Origin of the sequence: Paenibacillus sp. OT2-17 (assembly GCF_009827695.1) — a bacterium.
Lineage (GTDB): Bacteria > Bacillota > Bacilli > Paenibacillales > Paenibacillaceae > Paenibacillus > Paenibacillus polymyxa_B.
Genome location: NZ_WUDQ01000003.1, coordinates 31,716 through 53,670, shown reverse-complemented (window position 1 = coordinate 53,670; position 21,955 = coordinate 31,716). Strand labels below are relative to the sequence as shown.

The 21,955-nt window shown below is 42.3% G+C and carries 11 protein-coding genes; 3 read left to right on the top strand and 8 right to left on the bottom strand.

What is annotated here, in order from left to right; genetic code table 11:
• Window positions 1–181: 181 nt before the first annotated feature.
• Genes GRP75_RS02045 through GRP75_RS02035 form a run of 3 tightly spaced genes read left to right on the top strand, consistent with a single transcriptional unit; the run spans window position 182 to window position 5,663 of the window.
• The gene (locus tag GRP75_RS02045; protein ID WP_160788483.1) at window positions 182–1,591 is read left to right on the top strand and encodes an efflux RND transporter periplasmic adaptor subunit; all 1,410 of its coding nucleotides are present in this window, start codon (window positions 182–184) and stop codon (window positions 1,589–1,591) included.
• Complete coding sequence (locus tag GRP75_RS02040; protein ID WP_160788482.1) at window positions 1,588–4,704, top strand: efflux RND transporter permease subunit; 3,117 nt, start codon at window positions 1,588–1,590, stop codon at window positions 4,702–4,704. The genes GRP75_RS02045 and GRP75_RS02040 overlap by 4 nt, the downstream gene beginning before the upstream one ends.
• 56 nt (window positions 4,705–4,760) lie before the next feature.
• Complete coding sequence (locus GRP75_RS02035) at window positions 4,761–5,663, top strand: TetR/AcrR family transcriptional regulator (RefSeq protein ID WP_160788481.1); 903 nt, start codon at window positions 4,761–4,763, stop codon at window positions 5,661–5,663.
• 129 nt (window positions 5,664–5,792) lie between these two features.
• On the opposite strand, the gene metK is transcribed toward GRP75_RS02035, so the two are convergent.
• The 8 genes from metK to GRP75_RS01995 all read right to left on the bottom strand — a co-directional run bounded on the left by metK (window position 5,793) and on the right by GRP75_RS01995 (window position 21,807).
• Complete coding sequence (gene metK / locus GRP75_RS02030) at window positions 5,793–6,995, bottom strand: methionine adenosyltransferase (protein WP_023990685.1); 1,203 nt, start codon at window positions 6,993–6,995, stop codon at window positions 5,793–5,795.
• A 333-nt stretch (window positions 6,996–7,328) separates the two neighbouring features.
• Window positions 7,329–7,619: an alpha/beta-type small acid-soluble spore protein gene (locus GRP75_RS02025; protein ID WP_013312299.1), complete on the bottom strand. Its 291-nt coding sequence runs from the start codon at window positions 7,617–7,619 to the stop codon at window positions 7,329–7,331.
• Between the two features lie 141 nt (window positions 7,620–7,760).
• Window positions 7,761–8,339, bottom strand: a complete 579-nt coding sequence (locus GRP75_RS02020) for a hypothetical protein (RefSeq protein ID WP_160788480.1) — start codon at window positions 8,337–8,339, stop codon at window positions 7,761–7,763.
• A gap of 45 nt (window positions 8,340–8,384) precedes the next feature.
• Window positions 8,385–9,920: a stalk domain-containing protein gene (locus GRP75_RS02015; RefSeq protein ID WP_160788479.1), complete on the bottom strand. Its 1,536-nt coding sequence runs from the start codon at window positions 9,918–9,920 to the stop codon at window positions 8,385–8,387.
• 99 nt (window positions 9,921–10,019) lie between these two features.
• Entirely contained in the window at window positions 10,020–12,389 is a 2,370-nt protein-coding gene (locus tag GRP75_RS02010) for a copper amine oxidase N-terminal domain-containing protein (RefSeq protein ID WP_160788478.1), read from the bottom strand.
• A gap of 542 nt (window positions 12,390–12,931) precedes the next feature.
• Entirely contained in the window at window positions 12,932–14,278 is a 1,347-nt protein-coding gene (locus GRP75_RS02005; RefSeq protein WP_160788477.1) for an efflux RND transporter periplasmic adaptor subunit, read from the bottom strand.
• Between the two features lie 19 nt (window positions 14,279–14,297).
• Complete coding sequence (locus tag GRP75_RS02000) at window positions 14,298–17,435, bottom strand: efflux RND transporter permease subunit (RefSeq protein ID WP_160788476.1); 3,138 nt, start codon at window positions 17,433–17,435, stop codon at window positions 14,298–14,300.
• 352 nt (window positions 17,436–17,787) lie between these two features.
• A complete protein-coding gene (locus tag GRP75_RS01995) occupies window positions 17,788–21,807 on the bottom strand; it encodes an S-layer homology domain-containing protein (RefSeq protein WP_160788475.1) in 4,020 nt (1,339 codons plus the stop codon).
• Window positions 21,808–21,955: the final 148 nt, after the last annotated feature.

Sequence of the window (21,955 nt, the reverse complement as noted above, 5' to 3'; positions counted from 1 at the left end):
GTTAATAGACTTATTATATAGGCAAAAGTTACGAAAATCCCGTCAACTAATTCATAAAATCTAAAACGATGAATTGACGAATGCAATATCGGCGCACTATAATACATTTGAACTTATTAGTTCAAATAATACTGATTAGTTCACAACTCCAATTATGACCCTATCGGAAGGATTGATAATCATGAATAAACAACGGGCCATCATCATATTCACTTTATCCCTGAGCATCGCACTCACCGGATGTTCTACAGAAAAAAAAGATGCCGCTCTAGGTTCATCAGCACAGCCAACCGTTGTGCGCACTGCAATCGTCAAATCCACACCCCTTCATACCGTCTATAACTTGTCAGGCACTCTTCAGGCTTATGAGGAGAACACACTGGCTTTCCAAAATGGAGGCACTGTAGCCAGTGCATATCTCACTGTCGGTACTGCTGTACAGAAGGGCGCCGTTATTGCTAGTCTGGATGACGCTGACTACAAACTTCAGGTGGCACAGGCGACAGCCTCCATCTTGGAAGCACAGGCTGGTATTGATAACGCACAGGCTAATTTACAGGCTGCTACCTCCGCGATTCAATCCGCCGATGCAGGCATTACAGGAGCTCGCGCGAATGTTAACAAGGTCAATAAAGGCGCACGTGCTCAAGAGAAACAACAAGCGCAAGCTACTGTAGATAAGGCGCAAAGCGCCTATATCAAGGCCAAGACAGATAGCGAGCGTACACAAAAGCTGTTTGAGGCGGGCGCAGCCACCGCGTCAGATAACGAGAATGCTCGCCTGAATGCTACCGCAGCCCTGAAAGACCTGGAACAAGCCAAGGAATCCCTGTCCCTTTTGCTGGAAGGGGCCACAGCCGAAGATCATCAATCCGCCCAAGCTTCCTTTCAAGATGCGCTTGCAGGTAAAAGCAAAGCCCTTGCGGCCAGTGAACAGGCTGCGGCTTCCCAAAAACAAGCCCATGCCAACTACGAAAAAGCCCTTATCGCCAAGGGTCAGGCAGAGCTAGCACTATCACGCACCCGTTTAACCTCTCCCGTGAACGGCGTAATCTTAGACAAAATCGTGAATACAGGTGATTTGGTCGCGTCAGGGCAAGCCGTCTATCGCATAGGCTCCATCGACCGTCTCAAAGTACTGCTTCCTGTACCAGACAGTGAAATTAAGGATTGGAAAAAGGGTCAACAAGTAGAATTGGCGCTCTATGAAGAAACTCGTCAAGGTACGGTGTCTAACGTCTATCCTTCAACCAGCACCGATACAGGAAGGGTTAACGTAGAAATTGTTATAAACAATCCACAGCGAGACTGGTTACCCGGTCAGGTCATTAAAGCTGCTCAACAGGTGACCGACAAGAATGGGATTCTCGTTCCTGCCGAAGCAGTCATTAACACGGGAAGCAAGTCTTTTATTTTCAAAGACATTCAAGGAAAAGCTGTTAAAACCCCTGTGGAGCTTGGTAATCAGGTTGTAGATAATCAGTTGCAAATCGTATCGGGACTTCGTGAAGGCGAACGTATTATCGTTAAAGGGGCAGAAAACCTGTTTGATGGAAATGCGATTCAGTCGGAGGAAGGCGGACGCCCATGATTGAGTACATCGTAAAAAAACGAAAAATTACATTGCTGTTTTTTGTCATGCTGATTTTGGTCGGAATCTTCGGCTTTTTCCAGTTACCACAGCAGGAAATGCCGGATGTCACCATACAGAATGCTATGGTAACAACAGTCTACCCCGGTGCTTCACCACAAAAAGTAGAACAAACCGTAACTAAAGAGCTGGAGAAACGCATTAAGGAAGTGGAAGGTGTTAAAACGATTAGTTCGACTTCTGGTAACGGATTCTCCTCAATTTTAATCGAATCCAAAAACGGAGTTGATCCTCAAACGGTTTGGGATGATATGCGTAAAAAAGTGCAAGATGCACAAGCTGATCTTCCTCAAGGCGCTGAAGTGCCTGTTGTAAATGACAAACTAACCAGCTCTTTTATTGGCTCCTATGCCCTAACAGCTGACTCTTCCGCACCACTGTATAAACTAAATGATTTAACAACAACTTGGAAAGATCAGCTTAATACCATTTCTGGCGTATCTAGCGTCAAATTCAATGGTCTCCCTGATCAAGAAGTACGTGTCCATATTGACAATCAGAAGCTTCAGCAATATCAGCTGTCATGGGGACAAGTAGCTCAAGCGATCCAGTCTCAAATTGATCGAGTTCCTACCGGTAATATTGAATACAACGGACGTACCTATCAACTCATTGTTCGCGAGTCCGAAAAAGCTGATGAATTGAATCAGGTCCTTTTGACACGCACCAAAGAAGGTAATCCTGTATATTTGAGAGATGTCGGCACAACGGAGCTGGCACATCCTAATACAGAATACTTTGCCTATGTAGAGGGTAAACCGGCCATTACGCTAAGTATTGGAGCAGAAACAGGCACAGACATCCCTTCTATGAGTGAAAAGGTCAATACCAAGCTCAAAGAGCTGGAGAAAACACTCCCCGCAGATGTTCACTTTCAAACTCTTTTTGCACAAAAGGATCAGGTAAGCCATATCTTTGACGACTTAAAGCGTGAAACGATTCTTGCGATTGCGGCCGTTATTCTCGTTTGTATGTTGGGGCTGAATTTGCTCACCTCTGCATTTGTTGCACTGGCCATTCCTATTTCGGTTTCGATTGCCATTATCTTTTTGCCTATGTTCGGCATCACTCTAAATCAGATTTCCGTTGTCGGTCTGATCATCGTACTCGGCATACTCGTGGATGATGCCGTAGTTGTAAATGATAATATTGAGCGTAGACTTACGGAATTAGGAGAATCACCCTCAGTCGCAGCTGTAAAAGGTACCAAAGAGGTCATGCTTTCTATTTTGGTTGCAACTCTGGCCACCATCTCAGCTTTCGCGCCATTGTTGTTTCTTCCTGGAAATGTAGGTGCCTTTATTAAACCCATTCCTGCTATTGTCTCCCTGACCATGCTTGCCTCTATGATTATGTCGCTCACCATCATCCCTATTTTTCGAGAATGGTATGAGAAGCGCAGACAGGCTCGTCACCCTCAGGGTAAGTCTAAACCAGCAGGCTTGCTCGGCCAGCAGATTCATTCTTTAAATAAGCTCTATTCACAAAAACTGATGCCTAAGGTCATTCAGCGTCCCTTGCTGACAGCCATGGTCGGACTCATGCTTGGAACAGCCGCCTATGGATTAGTTCCCTTTACCTCAGTTGAACTTTTTCCTGAGTCGGAAGATCCTCATGTTGCACTAAATGTAAAAATGCCTGTAGGCACTTCAATTGCGGAAACCGACCAGGTCGTTAAAGACCTTGCAGGCTGGGTGAAAAAGCAACCTGAAACTTCCAAGGTCGTCTACAGCGCTGGAGGAACTGCCCCACAACTGTTCAGTGACATTAATAGTATGGGTGGAAATATTAGTTATAACGAAACGGTGGGGCAGATTGCTGTCGTCGGCAAAGAAAACGTATTCGATCTCAATACGACAGTTGATGCTTGGGAACAACATGTTAAGAAATCCTACCCTGGAGTTACAGTTACGATGTTTGTTCCTCGTCTCGGGATTCCAGTGGGTAAGCCCGTTTCTATTCGTATCTCAGGTCAGGATCTGAATGAACTGCAAACCCTTGCCCAGAAGGCAAAGGAGCAGATCGCGACAGTAGAAGGCACAACAGGTATCGTGGATGATATAGGAATTGAACGATATGCATTGGAGCTTGAGGTCAACAAACAAGCGATGGATCAGTACCTGGTAAGCTACACAGATTTGACTCGCACCCTGCTTCTATTAAAAGAAGGAGCTCAAGTCAGCCAATTTGATACTGGAAACAGTCTGGTTGATATTAAAATGTATTTGAATCACAGTGACGAGGAGCCAAGTAAGCTTTTCCAACAATTAAGTGTAGTTAATACAGCTGGTAAGCAAATACCATTAAACCAGCTCGTCCAGATTAAGCCTTCATTTGCTATTCAGCAAATCAAGCATTACAATATGGAGCGGACGATTACGGTGGAAGCCGACTTGAACGGACGAACTGCAAGCGAAGCGATGGTTGACGTTGAAAGTAAGCTGGCGCAAATGAAGTTCCCAGAAGGCTACAAATGGGAGGTTGGTGGAGAAACCTCTGACCAATCGACCATATTCAAGGACTTAGGACAGCTAGCGATCGTTGTAGTCTTGCTCATTTTACTCTTGATTACCATGCAATTTTATTCCCTCTCCATTCCTATTATTATTATGACGACCGTGTATCTGGCAGCAGCCGGCGGGATTATTGGTATCTTCTTGACCGGTATGCCTATCGGTTTTATGAGCATCATGGGAATTATTGCTCTCGCGGGCATTGTTGTGCGGAATGGGATTGTGTTAATTGAATTTATCGAGGATGCACGCCATGAAGGAATGGAATTAAAGGAAGCCGTAATACAGGCAGCCGCCGCTCGCTTCAGACCGATTTTATTGACATCTTTGGCAGCTATTGTAGGTATGATTCCGTTAGCACTATTGGGAAGCCTGCTCTTTAAGCCACTGGCTTTTACCGTCATTTTCGGTTTGTTATTCTCGACCTTGTTAACCTTGTTTGTCGTGCCGTCCTTGTATATGATCATGGCCAAGTACAAGATGCGCCGTCAACTCAAAAGACAGCAGCACACAGTTATCACACGTGACCAACCTTTGTGAGGTATGAAGTGAATTCTTATGCTGCCGAGTTGGTCGGTCCCTAGGGGGAAGTATGTATGGAAAGTAAAAAAAATGATATTTTACAGGCGGCCATTCGGCTGTTCTCCAGAAAAGGCTATTATTCAACATCTGTTGAAGAAATCGCCAAAGAAAGTGGGATGGCGAAGGCATCCTTCTATAAATATTTTCAAGGAAAAGAAGAACTCCCTCTAGAAATGTGTATCATTCTGGAAAATAACATTGAACAAGACATCCGGGCTCTCTACAGTAAACCTGATCTTTCTAAGCACGATAAACTACATGGTTTTATTGTACTTTACTTGAAAAATCTCGTTGAAAACAAAGTGTATCTCATGATGGATCTTCCTGAGCCTTCCATGCTTATTTTTCAGAATGAACATCTCAATTACGCGTTCGAGAATCATGAATACAAATTGTACAAATGGGTTCGCGACTGTCTGATTGATATTTTTGGACCGAGCATTGAAGATCATGCATGGGATATGACCTTTGTACTTAAAAGCATTGTGTTTGAATATATTCGCTTCTTTGCCGATCGGATGAATGATGAAACGATTGAACATCTAACGCAGTTTATCATCTTCTTATCCAGTTCCTTGGCAACCAGCCTGAACAATGCTGATTCAGCTCCACATTTGTTCTGGAGCAAGCAAGGCTGGTTGCCTGAAAGTGCTCTAAGTAATCCCTTTGACCAAGGCCGTCAAATTAACAGCCTTCTCCACTCCTTGGAAGACAGTATACTGCTGTCTTCGTGGAGTTCAGAGGAGAAACAGGAGTGTCAGCAAATCTACGCTCATTTAAAGGAAGAGGCTCTGAAATCGAACCCTCAGAAAGGTCTCCTGAAAGCCCTTTTTGCGTATTTGGAGCAGTACAAGGAACTGCAAAAGGTTTGTCGTTTACTTAAAAATTTATTGGACCATGCACCGGTATCCGAGTAGTCACTCAGCATTCGGTACATCCGAGCAAATTCATACTTAACAGTGAAACACATCAAAAAAAGACTGTTCATGCAAAGCATGAAACAGTCTTTTTGGGTTATTACTTTTATTTTGATAACATACGAGGAGTTACAGCCCCGCTTGTTCTTTTAGAATTTCAGCTTTATCTACGCTCTCCCATGGTACATCCAAATCTGTACGGCCAAAGTGACCGTAGGCAGCAGTTTGCTTATAAATTGGACGACGCAGATCCAACATGCGAATAATGCCTGTTGGGCGCAGATCAAAGTTATTTCGGATCAATTCAACCAGCTTCTCATCACTCACTTTACCCGTACCGTATGTATCGACGTTAATCGAAACAGGCGTAGCTACACCGATGGCATAAGCAAGCTGAATTTCCACTTTGTCTGCCAATCCTGCTGCTACGAGGTTTTTCGCTACATAACGAGCAGCGTAAGCAGCGGAACGGTCCACTTTGGTCGGATCTTTACCGGAGAATGCTCCCCCGCCATGACGTGCATAACCACCATACGTATCCACAATAATTTTACGGCCTGTCAGACCTGCATCTCCTTGAGGGCCACCGATAACAAAGCGTCCTGTCGGATTAATGTAATACTTGGTTTGCTCATCCAATAATTCGGCAGGGACAATTGGCAAAATAACCTTTTCTTTGATGTCTGCTTGAATTTGCTCCAAAGTAGTATCCTCTGCATGCTGCGTAGAAACCACAATAGCATCAATACGAACAGGTTTACCATTTTCATACTCTACCGTTACCTGGGTTTTACCGTCTGGACGAAGGTAATTCAGTGTTCCATCCTTACGTACTTCAGACAAGCGTCGTGCAATACGGTGAGACATAGCGATAGGCAAAGGCATCAACTCAGGTGTCTCGTTCGTAGCAAAACCAAACATCAAGCCTTGATCCCCAGCCCCAATGTTTTCCGTTTCTTTATCTACTTCAGCAGGATCACGGCTTTCCAAGGCAGCATTAACCCCTTGAGCAATGTCCGGCGACTGTTCATTCAAAGAAGTCAATACAGCGCAAGTATTATAGTCGAAACCGTATTTCGCACGTGTATAGCCAATTTCCTTAATCGTATTACGTACAATGGATGGAATATCCACGTATTCCGATTTGGAGCTGATTTCACCAATGACAAGAACGAGACCAGTAGCTACCGATACTTCACATGCTACCCGTGCATTAGGGTCATTAGCCAGAAAGGCGTCCAATACAGCATCGGATATCTGATCACAGATTTTATCCGGATGGCCTTCTGTTACAGACTCGGACGTGAACAAATGACGGCCTTTTACAGACATGAATTTCAACCTCCCACAATTAAAATACATGAGGATTTATAAAAAAATCCTGACATGGCAATGGTATTATTCAGATACCTTCAAGCCAACAAATGGCGGGAGATATCTTGTTACACCTGATTAATAAAAAATGAACCTTTTCCGGTAGGAAAAGGTTGCGTACAAGCCTCAAATGCCATGATATCCTATTTAAAACAAGGTGTCAATTCATACAGCCCAATTACAACTTTCGAAATTGAGGTAAGTTTACATGCAAACCATTTTCGATTCACATGTAAATAACCCCAGTTTATACGCTACTATATAATCAAAAACTGTAAAAATTATTGCAATTTACAATGTACCATATTCAGATAAGCTACGTTCAGCAGATTGTATCAATCGCTTAGTAATTTCACCACCAACTGAACCGTTCTGTCTTGAAGTTAAATCACGCCATGCTACATTTTCGCTCCCCGCAAACTCCCCCAATTCTGCAGCAAATTCACTGTCAGCCTTAGGTTGTATATGTGTATATTGGGGATTATAAACAGGCAGCCCAAATTCAGCCGCGATCTCATACTTCAAATCATCTAACCTGGCACGGCTTTCAGGAATTAATCGTCTTTGACCTCTTGATGCCATCGTATACACCCTCCACTAAAAGTATTGTCTTTCATGGGGGTAGTGTGCAGCGATTAGGTTCAACTTAGCCAAGAACAATTTGCTATCCCAAGCAGTATTTAAGAAAAAGAGCCACCGAAAGCAACTTATATACAAAACAGTTTACTGAACAGTATAACCGCCTCGTACCATAACGACCAGACCAAACTTCTGACCTTCTTTTACTTGAATACCTCTTCCTTCTCTAGGAAACGATAATAAATGATTTTTCTCGACAGCCTGATTATGAACAATTTCCGTTCCAGAAGTAATATCAATAGCACCACTGGCATCCATACTATACACAACGGCATAACCATTACGTAAAATAAACTCTGACCCTGCTTTGGCAATCAGTTTTTTACCAGGATTTACATCAACTACCTTTAAAGCCTCTGTCTGCTCAGGTGTGGAAGTTTTTCCTGCACCAGAAGCTCCTGACGCTGTTGTGTTAGAAGTAGCGTTTGTTGTTGGAGTAGTCGAACTAGTCGTTTTACTACTCGTATTACTTGCTGGTGTTCCACCTTTAATTGCCTGAGCAATTTTTTGGTCAACATAGCTTTTGGTTACGACTGGATCATCAGCTGTACCAGGTTGTCCAGAACTGGAGGCACCATTAACTGAATTGTTCATTAAGGAACCAGCAACAATTCCCCCTCCAAGTAAAACAGCAGCCAACGATACTTTATAGCGTGATTTCATGAAGTCCTCCTACAGCAGGTTATAGCAAGTATAGTTAAGTTTTAATTATTGTGCGCTAGCTCCAGAAGAACCCTGCATAGCCCAAGGCTTATCAAAAGCCAACTTCAAAGTATCAATATTTGTAACTATATCTTCGGCCTGTTGCTCAGCAGTAGTGACTTTCAAATTAGCTTCATAAACCTGAAGCTCTGTAGCCAGCCCAACATCAAATTGCTTCTTAGCCATATCAGCCGCACTTCTAGCACTCACCAAGCCAGCTTGAATCTGTGAATATTGGCTTTCCAATGCTTTGATGTTGTTGTAGATTGTTCTTACTGCTTCTTCGAGTTGTCTCTTTGTACCCTCTGTTGCATACTGAGCTTTCTCAACATTAAGCTGTTCGGCTTCGTAAGGTGTGTTACCTGGCGTACTAAAATTGTAGAGCTTCAAGCTCAATTCAGCCAAATCCACTTTTTGCTCACTCAGCCAAATAGCCGTGCTGCTGGTAAGTACTTGGCTTACTTTAGTTTCCACATTATCTTTAAACTCAGAATATACAGGTTTATCCTTTAATTCATAACGTTGCTCTGGTTTGTAACCAATCACTTGGTTCAAAGATACATATGCACTATCTAGATCTTTTTTTGCCTTCTCTAAAGCAGCTTGATTTTGAGTCAACTGATTAGTTGCCTGCGTAACCTCATAATCACTCGACATTTGGTTATCTCTTTTAATTTGTGCAACTTTCAGCTTTCGCTCAGCATCTTCAATATTCAATGCAGCCAGTTTAACGGCATTCTGCTTTTGAAGAAGCTTATTGTAAAGATCCTTCACATTGTACTCAATGCCTTCTTTGGTCATATCCAAGTTCTTTTTAGCAGCCTCATAATTAAGGTTCGTTTGGGCATAACCTTTGAAAGCCTTATCTTGACCTTCATCACCTGCTTCTGCTGGAACAAAGTCAATATTCTTGCCTGCTTCTTTCATGATTTTGCCTGCTTGATCGATATTCGTTGCTGCTGTTTTAACTGTAGTGCTATCAGCTATAGCCAGTTTAACGGCATCATCATAGGCCAACGAATCATTATAGTAGGTATCATAGGTAACATTTGTCACAGGAGCTGTGAGAGGCTTACTGGACAAGCTATTGGCTTCGCCAGTTGTACTTCCATCTGCTTGGTTTGAAATAGTAATTGTACGTGTACTTTGATCCCAATTTACTTTGGCGCCTAATGATTGGCTCACAAAACGTAATGGAACGAGTACTTGACCCTTTTGAATTTGAGTTGCTGCATCGAGCTGTACAGGATTACTATTTTTATAAGCAAGTTTAGAACCAACATTTAAAGTTAACGTATCGTTATTTTTAGATGCTGTCACTTTTTTAGCTTTGCTGTCCCAATCGACTTTCGCACCCAAGCTTTCAAAAACACCACGCAGAGGCACCAAGGTTGTATTTTGACTAACAACTGGGGACTGGGTATATTGCTGAGTTACACCGTTAATAATAACCTTTATATCATCTGGTTGAGCTCCTGCAAGACTGGCGAACGCAGAAGAAAGAACCAATGTGGACAGTACTGCCACTCCAAAACGTTTCATAATTTCTCTCCTTTGTCAATAAGACTAATAAAAGAAAAGGGCTCCAAAAGGAACCCTCTTCTAATCTAATTCAGTTAACTCAAAAGAGTTGCTCTTAAATTAGTTGTTGTTTTCAACAGTTACTGTTTTAGCAGTTGCATCATAGTTGATGGATGCATCCAGCGCTCTGCTCACCCAGAAGATAGGCAGTACAGTACGGTTTTTGTTAGTTACAGCTTTAACGTCCATACGAATCACAGAACCGTTAACAGTCAACAGGTTAGTGTTCAGTTTGATTTGAGCAACGCGGTCACCTTTAATCAGGGTAACTGTGGAAGTTGCTTTGTCAAACAGGATGTTTTGTGGGGATACACCCAAAGCTTCAGCTGCATAACGTACTGGCAAGTAAGTGCGTCCGTTTTCAGCATAAGCAGCTACATCAGAAGTTTTACTTTCGCCGTTCACAGTGTAGGAAGTGCTTCCCAGTGTGAAGACAGCTTTAGTTTTAGTAGCACCTGGAGCTGGAGTTCCAACAGTTGCGATTGCTACTTCAGCAGCTGCAGTGTTGTTGTCTTTCCAGTTTTGAGTGTTGTCAGTTGCGCCTTTGTAAGCAGTGTAAGAAACTGCGCTACCTTTCAGCTTAGCAACGATGTCGCCTTGAGCTACAGTACGGTCAACAGTCAGCTTTGGAGCCGAGATTGTGATTGTACTTGGAGTAGCACTTTCGCTATCGATGTAGAAGCTCAGACGGCCTTTGTTGCTTTCGCCGTAAGTATCAGTAGATACGCTCTTCACTTTAACGTCACCAGCTGTAACTTTTACTTCTGGAGTAGAAGCAAAACGTACGCCTGTTGGCAATTCCAAGATTACTTCACGGCTACCGTCTTTCTTAACGAAAGCTTCTTTAGCAGCTTCAGTGATTGTGATATCGCCAACTTGTTGGTCGCCCAGACCGATTGTCAGGGTTGGTTTGGAAGCAGCAGCCAGAGTAACTGCTTGTTTCACAGTTGCAACCTTAACAGTACCGCTCAGACCTTGGCTACCAGCAACTTCAACGTTCAGATCACCAGTGAAACCTGGTTGCGTTGCAACTTCAACGTTTTTCAGTTTCAAAGTACCAGCGTCAGTTGTGCTGTTAGGATTGTTGAAAGTCAGTTTCAAAGTACGTTTGTCAGAGTCAGTGTAAGATACCTCTGCTCCACCCAATCCATTACTGTTCTCCATAGAACCGGAGAAACTGCTTCCTGGGTTGTTGCTGTCAAAAGTAGACTGCCAACGAGCACCTTCAGGCAGGCGCAATGTTACAGTACGTCCTTTTACAAAAGATTTAGCGACAGTTTCTTTAATTGTAACATCACCAATTTTTTGCTCATCATGACCAGCAAGAATTGTTGTTGGAGTAGCTACGGAAACGCCACCACCGATTTGACCATAGCTACCAACTACGAGGGAGCTAACGTCAGTTGTTGCATTACCAGAGATGCTAACTGTAACGTCGCCTTCTTTAGCACTAGTTTCATCATCAACATAGAACCCTACAGGCAATTGGAAAGATGTTTGCTCAGAACTAACTTTATCCAAAGACAAAGTCAAAGTATCGCCATCAGTAGAATATTTTACATTTTCCGGTTTGATAGCAGTTCCAATCAGGATAGTAGCTTTATCTTTAGGAGCAGAATCCCATTTGAAGCCGCTAGGCAATTTCAACTTAATGTTGTTATTACCCAAAGAACCAGCTGTTTCTTCTTTAACTTTCAAAGTTGCAGTAAAGTTATCTTCACTGGAAACAGTATCATTTGCGGACAAGGACACTTGACCGGAAGATACTACGTTTGCAATTGTTACTTCACCGCTTGTCACACCACTTGCGGAAGCAGCATCAATAGAAACTTTTACAGGCCCATTGCTAGGTCCAGTAACATTGATACTCGCAAAGTTCATGAAGACTTCTGCACTGTCTAAAGAGTTATCAAAATTAAAAGTTACTTTAGCAGAGTTGGAAGTCAATTGTTCAACCTTCAAAGGTTGGTCAGGGAAACCAGCAGCGTCTTTGTTGTCACCAGCGTCAACATAAATACCCAAACCATAAGTAGCTTCACTAGCGGAAGTTGTAGCACCAACTGCGCCTTTCAGAGCTGCGCCATTAGCATCCGTAGAAGAGAAGGAAAAACCTTTAGGCAATGTAATAGTGAAAGTAGCGCCTTTAGCAACAGAAGCTTGGCTAACACTCATTTTAGCCTTACCCAAAGTAGCATTATCTTGTTGGTTGGAGCTGATGCTAGGAGTATTCACAGCAGTATAGCTAGAAGCTGCATGGATTGCAGTTGGTGCAGTCAATGCTGCGATTGGAGCTGCAACACCAGCAACCAATGTTGCTGTTGCCAGCACGTTGATCATTTTTTTGTTAAACTTTGTCATAACCTTTTTTTCTCCTCCTTGAATATAACCAGAAATATTATTTTTGTCTTTTTGTCGGATCTTGTCACTCATCAGTCGTTACACCTCCTTTCCGAGCTTTATGAGAACCCTTATAAAATGATATCTGTGACAATATCACAGAAGCTTGGAATCTAGTTGAAAGAAAGCGTCCATTTATGACGTACTCCAGTATTATACAATGTGATAACAATGCAGTAAAGATTTTTTTTAGCGAATTTTGTCTTTACGCTTTTGTACCCCTTTGTTTCATACTCACCCAATTAGACGTAGCATGGGTTCAAAAAGTTGCGCCTGTTTCAAAAAAATTTTTTTATTTTTTTGATTATGTATTCCGCTTTCCACAGTCATAATTATACTATTGAACCTGTTCCTCCGTCATCCTACAACTTTTACCTTATCAACCTTAAATGTACAAGGATTATTTCCGTACATCTGAGTCGGTCTTTAATGGAGTATATTCGTTAAGAATTATCCATAGAATATATAAAGCACATAAAGTCTATAGATTCCCTTGAAATCTAATACTCTAATACACTTTAAGTAGTAGGAATGACGGAGTAACAGTGATTTACAGTATATATAACCGAGACAAATTACTTCACTACATTAATCTTCGCGCCATCCGTAAGCAGACTAACGCCCTTAACGACAACATTTTGCCCTTCAGCAAGCCCCTTGGTTACCTCAACCTGTTTGGCACTTTCCTGGCCTGTCTGCACTTCTACCCGCTTAGCAACAGTTCCCTCCACTACATAAGCATACTTCTTCCCTGCCTGCTCCGTAATGGCATCCTGCGATACCAAAATGTTTTTAGGAGCTTCTGATTTCATGTATACAGTTACAACCATCCCTGATTTTAATTCGCCAGAACCATTAGGGACTGAAATCTCGACAGGATATGCCTTGAGATCATTATCCATTACCGGATTGACGGCCGATACTCTGGCCTCAATTCGCTTGTCTAAGGAGTCCACACCTACAGTCACAGATGAACCCACCCGCAACTTAAGAAGCTCAGATTCAGAAACGTTAACTTTGGCAATAATAGGATTGGTATTCGCTATTGTAGCAACCGCAGATTGTGCACTAACCATTTGCCCTTGGGTTCCTGTTACTACCGATATCGTGCCGGAAATCGGAGCTTTGACTACAGTATCCACTAATTGACTACGAGCTGTGTCTAAACTGGACTTAGCCTGATTGACAGAAGCACGAGCTACGTCAATGCCCGTTTTCTGTTGTGCAAGACGTAATGATTTTTGAGCATTATTATATGTTGTTTGCGCACTTTCCTTAGACGTTTGCGCATTATGAAGTGTGATCTGTGCATTCTCCACCGCAGTTACAGCCCTTCTATGCGCTATTTGAGACTGCTCTAACTCGGATTGAGAAAGAGCACCCGCACTAAACAGCTGTTGGTTGCGATTAAGCGTATTTTGAGCATCACGCACAGAACTCTGAGCATCTACCAGACTGGTCTGAGCTTGAGTGATCGTGTTGTCTTGCTGGACAAGCGCACTTTTGGCTTGATCCACGCTGGATTCTGCCTGCTGCACCGATTGCGCTGCACCTGACTCTGCCTGCTTTAAATTGGCCAGAGCAACCTGGTACGATTCCTGGGATTGCTTAATCGAGTCCCGCAAGTCCTTTTGGTCTATAGTAAACAATGTGTCGCCCTTATTTACTTTTTGCCCCACTGTAAGGTTAATGCTTTGAATTTTGCCACTAATTTTCGGAGACACCTGAGCCGTCTCTTTAGGAGCAAAGCTTCCAATAATACCTGTTGAATCGTTAATACTACCTTTGGTCACTTTTGCCACTTGGACCGGAATGGCTTGCTGCGCCGTAGTTGGTGCGGCAGGGGCCTCCCCCCCACCGCAACCCGCTAATGCAACTGATAAAAGCAAAGTTGTAGCAATCAGAGCACTTTTTTTATTCATTATGTTTCTCCACCTCACCTTATATATGAACACTTTTTTGTAGTTTCGCTTCTTTTTTTTGTTCTCTCTTTGCTTGTCTTTTTAATTTCCGATTCTTACGTTTTTCTATCATATTATCCATGATGACGTAGACTACCGGAATAAGAATCAATGTAATAACAGCTGCGAAGGATAACCCGAATACAACAACAACTGCCATCGGTGCTTGTGTCTCGTTACCACTGCCTGTAGCGAATGCCATTGGGAGCAAAGCTAGTACCGTAGCCAGCGTGGTCATCAAAATCGGACGCAACCGCTCAGACGCTCCATGAATAATAGCTTCATCCCGATCTTGGCCGTCTTTTCGGAGCTGAATTATAAAGTCAATCATAACAATGGCATTGTTGACGACCAAACCGACGAGCATGATGTAACCTGTCAAAGCTGAAACGCTGAGACTCGCCCCGGTTACAGCTAAACCGATAAGCACACCAATTACCGTAGGTGGAACGGAAAACATAATAACAAACGGTGTGAGCAACGATTCGAACTGTCCTGCCATAACCATATAAATGAGCACGACAGATAGCAAAATAGCTATCGCTAAGTTCATGAAAGACTCCATCATTTGTTCATTTTGGCCGCCACCCGTATCTGCACTGTAGCCCTCTGGGAAGTGAGTAGTCTTCAATAGAGCATCTATTTTTTGATTAATAGTAAGAATATCCCCTGTTCCATCAATATCAGCTGTAATCTGCACTTGACGCGTTTGGTCTTCACGAGTAACAGTATCGGGTACAGTCCGTTTATCAATACTTACTACGGAAGACAAAGGTACATCAATACCTTGCGAAGTGGTGATCCGTAAGGCTTTTAGATTTGACAAATCATGGCGGTTTTTCTCTGGCAACGATATCTTCACATCAATCTGATCTTCACCTGTACGATAGCTTGTGGCGACTGATCCATTAAAAGAAGTATTCACTGCAGATAAGATTTGGGTCGCTGATAAGCCATATCGACTTGCAAGTTCACGATTAACGGTAATCTCATATTCTTCGCGAACAGCACTCAAGGTACTTTTCACATTGACCGTACCCGGTATGTTTTTTACGTCCGCAACGAGATTGTCCGAGAGTTCTCTCAGGACGTCAATATCGTCACCTTTTAAGTTAATATTAACAGCCGCTCCGCTTGAAAGGCCTGTAGTAGACGCCATTGTAATCTCTGCATCCGGAATGCTATCAAATTTTTTACGAAGGCCATCAACTACACCATCTGTTGCCTGATGTCCATCCTTCAGTGTTACACTTAGATCTGCTGAGTTGGTTGGAGCTGCCCCTGAATAACCAGAATTGCCACCAGAACCAACAGTCACTGTCATTTTATCTAGATCCGGAACTTTCAAAATTTCTTTTTCTATATCTTGAACAACCTTTTCCGTTTCTTCCAAGACCGTTCCATTAGGAAGTTTCACATTAATTGTGAATTCCCCAGTATCGGATGCTGGGATAAATTCAGCCTTAACGAAAGGAACTAGAGCCCCAGCTGCCACAAACATTAATAAAGTAATAATTAACACAGATTTTCTATGGTTAATTCCCCACTTCAGTATACGGCGATACCCACTCTTAAATTTCTCGAAACCAATATTAAACCACACAATAGGGTTAACACCCTTATAAGTACCTGAAGAATAAATGGATTCATCTGGCACGGTAGGTAGCCAACGTGATCCCAGCATCGGCACAATCATAAGGGATACAAGCAAGGCTGCAATGTGAGAGAAAATAACTGTTAACGCCAACGGTTTAAATAGAACTCCCGCAATTCCGTCAACAAAAACAACTGGTAAAAATACTACGATCTGCGCAAGTGCAGATGCCATAACGGCATTACCCACCTGCTTGGAGCCATCAATAGCCCCTTGTAGCATGCTTTTCCCTTCATGTCGCTGTCTAAAAATATTCTCAATAATAACAACCGCAAAATCGACAAAGGATCCTAACCCCAGAAGCAAACCGCTCAGTGAAATAATATTAATGGTTTGTCCGGTGAAATACATCATCATAAACGTAGCTACGAAGGAAATTGGAATAACGATAGTAGCAATAATGGTAGAACGTATACTATTCAAAAATAACAGCAACACAATAGCTGCGATAATAAGTCCCAATATAGCATGCTCTACTAGTGAGTGTACGGAGTCGCTAATCGGTTTGGATGCATCTGTTACCATCTCCAATTGAGTTCCCGGAGGCAATTCCTTCCGTATCGAATCTAAACTATCCTTTACAGAATCGGCGATTGAAAGGGTATTCCCCCCTGTGGCTTTAGTAACAGAAATATTGATACTTGGCTTTCCGTTATAGGTAGAAATGGTTGTAACATCATCCAAGGAATCTTCAACTGTCGCGATGTCCTTTAGCTTAATGCTTCCCTTCCCTACTGGAATTGGCGTTTCACCCATTTCTGAAACAGCTTTGTATTCACCTTGAACCCGAAGTTGGATTTCTGTATTACCTCGGTACACCGAACCAGCAGAACCCGCTACGTTATTAGACGATAGCGCTTGGCTGATTTGATCTAGCGTAATGCCATAGCTTTGAAGTTTGGCTTGGTCTACAGTAATCTTCACAAGCCGAGCTTGCCCACCTGACATGTTGGCTGCAGCTACTCCCGCAATTCTTTCAAGCCGCGGCTCAATAATATCTTCAGCAATAGGCTTCAACTTGTTAATATCCTGGTCTCCTGTAAGAGAGAGCGTAATAACCGGCGTTGCGTTGAGATCCACCTTAAGGACACGCGGCGAATTAGCCGCCTTGGGAAGAGACCCTTTAACCCCATCAACTTTATCTCGCATGTCGAGGGTTGCTTGATTGATATCTACTCCCCAGTTAAATTGAATCATGACCATAGATGTTCCTTCTGAAGACTCGGACATGATTGTGTCCACGTTCTCAATAGAAGCCAGGCTTTTCTCAATAGGTTTAGTAACCAATTCCTCAACTTCTGTAGGCGTTGCATTTGGAATACTAGTCACCACTGCAGCGAATGGCAGCTTCATATCCGGCATTTGCTCTACAGGAAGTCTTAACGCAAAAATACCGCCCCCGATTAATAAAGCAATAATTAACATAAATACTGTTACAGGACGGCGTATTGAAAACTGAGACATCTCATCACTCCCCACTCACTTCTCTATGTAATATTTAAGCACACACATCCTCTACTACGATGAAATAGGCGTAAAGTTTCAGATAAATGTGCAAAAAAAACATATGGAAAAATAATAAACACATTTTGAGATAAATACTTAAAAAAAAGCAATTAATTACAGACGTTTAAGCCAAATCCAAAACCAAAACCATTGTAAGGCTAATCCACAGTTTTTACCTCATTGATATTATGGCATAGGCCCTTAATCCCAGTCAAATAGCTGATTTATAAAAAACATCCCTCTCATGTATATGAAAGGGAATTACCATTTCGCATGGAGGGATGTTTAATAATTTCAGGTGTTTTGTTGATTAGATTTTAGGAAGCAGCTTTTTATCAGCCATAACTTTAGCTACAATAATCGCTGCATCTCCGCGCAAGGTCAAGGAAGTAGGATTAAACATATATCCCTTTTTCAGATCGCTTGCATCCACAGGTGACCCTGTGATAAAGCCTTTTTTGGCAATAGCCAATATAGATGCTTGCGCATAGTAATCAATCTTGTCCGCATCTTTAAAGGTCTTAGACAGGTTCTTCATGATCTTGTCATGATCTGTTTCCAGCTTCAAATTCAATGCCTTGGCAATAATGACTGCTGCATCTTGGCGTGTGATTACATCTTCCGGCATAAAGATTCTTGGTTGCGAACCTTTGACAATACCGGCGCGTGCAGCTGTTTCAATATAACGATAATCATAGAGCGCATCTGCTGATATCGTATTTGGAATAGACACGTCGTCGAAATGCTTCGCTCCGCTGAAATTAAGCGGAATTTGCAGACCTTTGACGATCATAGACGTAAATTCGCCTCTTTTAATGTAGCTGTCTGGTCCAAAGCTATTAATCGGATCCATTGGGTTCATAACACCTTTAGCCAAGATGGCTTCGATGTAATCTCTGGCGTATTTATGCTTAATGACATCACTATACGTTTCTCCAACTTTAGCAACTACATAGTAACCGAAACGATCAAACGGTACCTTAATGGTATGTTTTTTCGGATCCACCACACCACCAATGTTCTGCCAATCTTTAAGATCAGAATCAAAATAGAACACCGTCATTTGTTTCCCTGCATCCTGAGCGATACTGTTATCATACGTCAAAGTTAATGTTGCACGCTTGGATGGTACTAATTCATTAGAAGGATCACGCCAGTAGAAGTTTTTAATCTTGCTACTGTCATTTTGCGACTTGTTAGCCAATTGATAAGGATCGGCACCATAAGTTACCGGATCGTAATCATCTGTTTTAATGTCATCTGCTGTACCTGGGTCAATCCAGAATACTGGACTTGACTTGGTAAAACGATTTGGGAATTCTCTGTTAAAGTATCTACTTCCATCTGCAATCAAGCTCTGCATATCCGACAATGCTTTTTCGGTTTCAAATTCATGACGATCGACCACACCATCTTCGCTATTTGCTATCGCAAAGTACAAAGTGTGACCAGAGAAAACCTGGTTTTTGAACTGTTGCGGTTGATCGTAATCCCGACGAATCAGACTCGTTCCCTTTGCAAAAGCAAGTGTAAGATTGCCATCGAACACTTTGTGTGATGTTTTCATCGCTTCCATGTACTGCTCACCAGGAATATTAGTAGGCACATATTTAACAGTAATGGTCTGTTTCAATTTTTCTTTACCTACAGTAACCACTACGTCAATTTTATTATCTTTGTTGGCTTTTAGACCTGTAACGATGGCTTTGTAAGTAGATGGATAATCAATGGTACCATCATAATCAGAGTCGAATCCCTCTTGAACTGCTGTTTCTTTACCTACCGTAACACTATCTGCATTACCTGCGTTTACAACAACTTGCACAAAGTTTTGATTCACGATTCTCTTTTCAGGGAGCGGACGCAAAATATCAAAAGATGTGGATTGACCGGATACTTGCAGTCGGAAAGTAGCAAATGGTCCGCTCTTGCCGCTATTGTACAAGGTAATGTTATAAGCTACTGGTGTTCCATCTTGCGAAATAGTTTGGTTTTTCAACACAAAGCTGAAATACTTTTTGTCCGGATGGTAGTACACAAGCAGGTCTTTTAAATCTTTATTTGTAAATTTATCTGTAGTAGAACCGGAATTGTATGTTGTCTTAGCATCTTCTGCTGAGAAAAACTCGTTACTCAGCGTCCAGTTGACTTCACTGTCATCCGATCCCTTAATCTCCAAAATATATTGATCTTTATTAGCAATATCACTTAACGAACCACTTACCTGATCTGCTTTACCCAAATCAGCAATACTGAAAGTACCAAATACATTGATATTTTTCAGAGATGTGTTGTAGTTAGTGTCATCCACTTTGGTGAAATTAGCATCTTTTGATTTCGGAGCAATTTCGCTGTATTTCGGCGTATTGCTCAAGCCGCTAACTGGTGTAAAAGGGATGATTCCTTGTGTGTTTGGAACAGGAATTACTGGAATATTCGTCTGTGTAAAGTTTACTTTTACCGTATTGCTATACTCAATACCTGGCTTGTATACAAACTTGATTTCATTATTCCCGTTCGCCAAGGCATTGGCTGCGGCTGTCTCTGAGGAAGCAGCAAGCTTGAAGTCCGCTCCTGAACCATCCAGATCAACCAATACATTATTAACATACAGGAATACATTTCGGTTACTTCCAGTGTAATGAATATCTGCTGCGTTGCTCACATCAAGCAATTTACCTTTAAAGTAGCCCAGCTGAGTCAATTTATAGGTATTCAAGTTTGAGCTGGATGTATTCAACGGAATTTGTTGCCCATCATAAATCGTGTCGTATTTCATGAACGGACCCTGCAACAGATTCACCGTTGCTTTAATTAACTTGGTCGAGTCACCATTCAGATAAAAATTCAGTACATTTTGTCCTTCTTTAGGTAAAGTGTCTACATAAGCAACAATTTTCTTCACTTGCGTTGACTTACCATTGATTGTACGAATTACATCTTGAGGAGACCCTACAGTATGAACCGATACTCCGGAAAGCTCATTAATTGAAGAAGGTGCGCCATTAACAACGATAAACTCCATACCTACAGGTACAGATGCAGCATCTGTAGTCTTGTTCTTCATAGAGCTACCTGTTAATTTCATAGCTTCATCTAGAGCAGCTGCCTGATCAGACCCGCTTCCATTAATTCTGTTCAACAATTGAGTATTAAAATCAGGAAGATAGTTAACATCATCAATATACGGCTGAGTGCTACTGCGCAATGTAAATTGGACAGCCGATGGAGCTGGAGGTGTACTGCTATCCGTATAAGTTAGGCCCAGGGATGCCCTGGTCAAATGATCAAGTACAGCTTCCGAAGGTACAGTCACCTGAAATGGATATACTTTATAGCCATTTGATGTAACTATATTTGCAGTATCAATTGTGGCATCAACCCCAGTCGCACTACCCACAGCACTACCATTGTTACTCACATCGGTAAAACGTGCATTGATTGTGGCTACTCCTGGATCGGTCGCACCAGCTGGTACCAAAACGTTACCTTTTAAAACCACACCACTTGTAGACGATACAGTAAAGTCAGGCGAAGTGGTCAGATCGGCAGAAACATTCCCATCCTTGTTCAAGGTCAAATCAGAGAATTCCGGTTTACCCGTATAAATCGTAATTTCACGTGTAACTGTAAGAGCCTGAGTTCCGTTATTCACTTTAATAGTCACTATATTTTTACCCGGACTCAGTACAACACTACCTGTTAGTTTATAGCCAGTGTAAGAGGATACATTATACGTATTACTACTTTTTGCAGACGTGAGCGTTACACTGTCAGCATTAGGAGCCGTACCTTGAATGACTACTTTTACATCATCCGTACCGCTATTGCGTGCGTCTGTCAGCACCGCTGTCTGATTCTCTAGCAACTGCTCGGTTGCACCATTCAGCGTAGCAGATAGATCATAAAGCTTGGGCCCATCCTGATACTCAATGTAAATGGAGTCCTTCATATCAGCCGAATTTTGGCTGCTTTGAAATGTAATCCGGTTCAAACCAGGAAACAGTTTAATGTCTGTAACTTTAAGCGTAGAGCCACTGACCGTAATTCCGCCTTTTTGACTCTCGTTCTTATTAACCACGTTAAGGTTTGTTCCATTTTTAGAGAGTTGGAATACACTATAAGATATAGTACTTCCGTTCACTCCGTTAATCGTACCGTTAACTGTAACTCGGTCAGTGTTTACCATTCTAGCCGAATCCACATCATATTTTTCACTTGGAAAAATAAAATAAGTTCCCGTCGCAGCATGAGCCGTACCTACCAGGGCCGCCGGCACCAAGCCAATGATGAGACCAACCGTCAGCAACATGGATAGCAATCGTTTCAAATCATTGTCCTCCTTTGATTCTGTCGCACCTTGGGGTACGTAATCATTCAATACTTTTTTTATCGGTAGTAAACATACAAAAAATTAGTAAATTCTCAAAAAAGGAGGGAGTTTTTTTACAGCAAACATCAAAAAAGCCTTCAAACCC

Coding starts and splice junctions, on each gene's coding strand:
- GRP75_RS02045 (WP_160788483.1), top strand. CDS start 182: ATGAATAAACAACGGGCCATCATCATATTCACTTTATCCCTGAGCATC.
- GRP75_RS02040 (WP_160788482.1), top strand. CDS start 1,588: ATGATTGAGTACATCGTAAAAAAACGAAAAATTACATTGCTGTTTTTT.
- GRP75_RS02035 (WP_160788481.1), top strand. CDS start 4,761: ATGGAAAGTAAAAAAAATGATATTTTACAGGCGGCCATTCGGCTGTTC.
- metK (WP_023990685.1), bottom strand. CDS start 6,995: ATGTCTGTAAAAGGCCGTCATTTGTTCACGTCCGAGTCTGTAACAGAA.
- GRP75_RS02025 (WP_013312299.1), bottom strand. CDS start 7,619: ATGGCATCAAGAGGTCAAAGACGATTAATTCCTGAAAGCCGTGCCAGG.
- GRP75_RS02020 (WP_160788480.1), bottom strand. CDS start 8,339: ATGAAATCACGCTATAAAGTATCGTTGGCTGCTGTTTTACTTGGAGGG.
- GRP75_RS02015 (WP_160788479.1), bottom strand. CDS start 9,920: ATGAAACGTTTTGGAGTGGCAGTACTGTCCACATTGGTTCTTTCTTCT.
- GRP75_RS02010 (WP_160788478.1), bottom strand. CDS start 12,389: ATGAGTGACAAGATCCGACAAAAAGACAAAAATAATATTTCTGGTTAT.
- GRP75_RS02005 (WP_160788477.1), bottom strand. CDS start 14,278: ATGAATAAAAAAAGTGCTCTGATTGCTACAACTTTGCTTTTATCAGTT.
- GRP75_RS02000 (WP_160788476.1), bottom strand. CDS start 17,435: ATGTCTCAGTTTTCAATACGCCGTCCTGTAACAGTATTTATGTTAATT.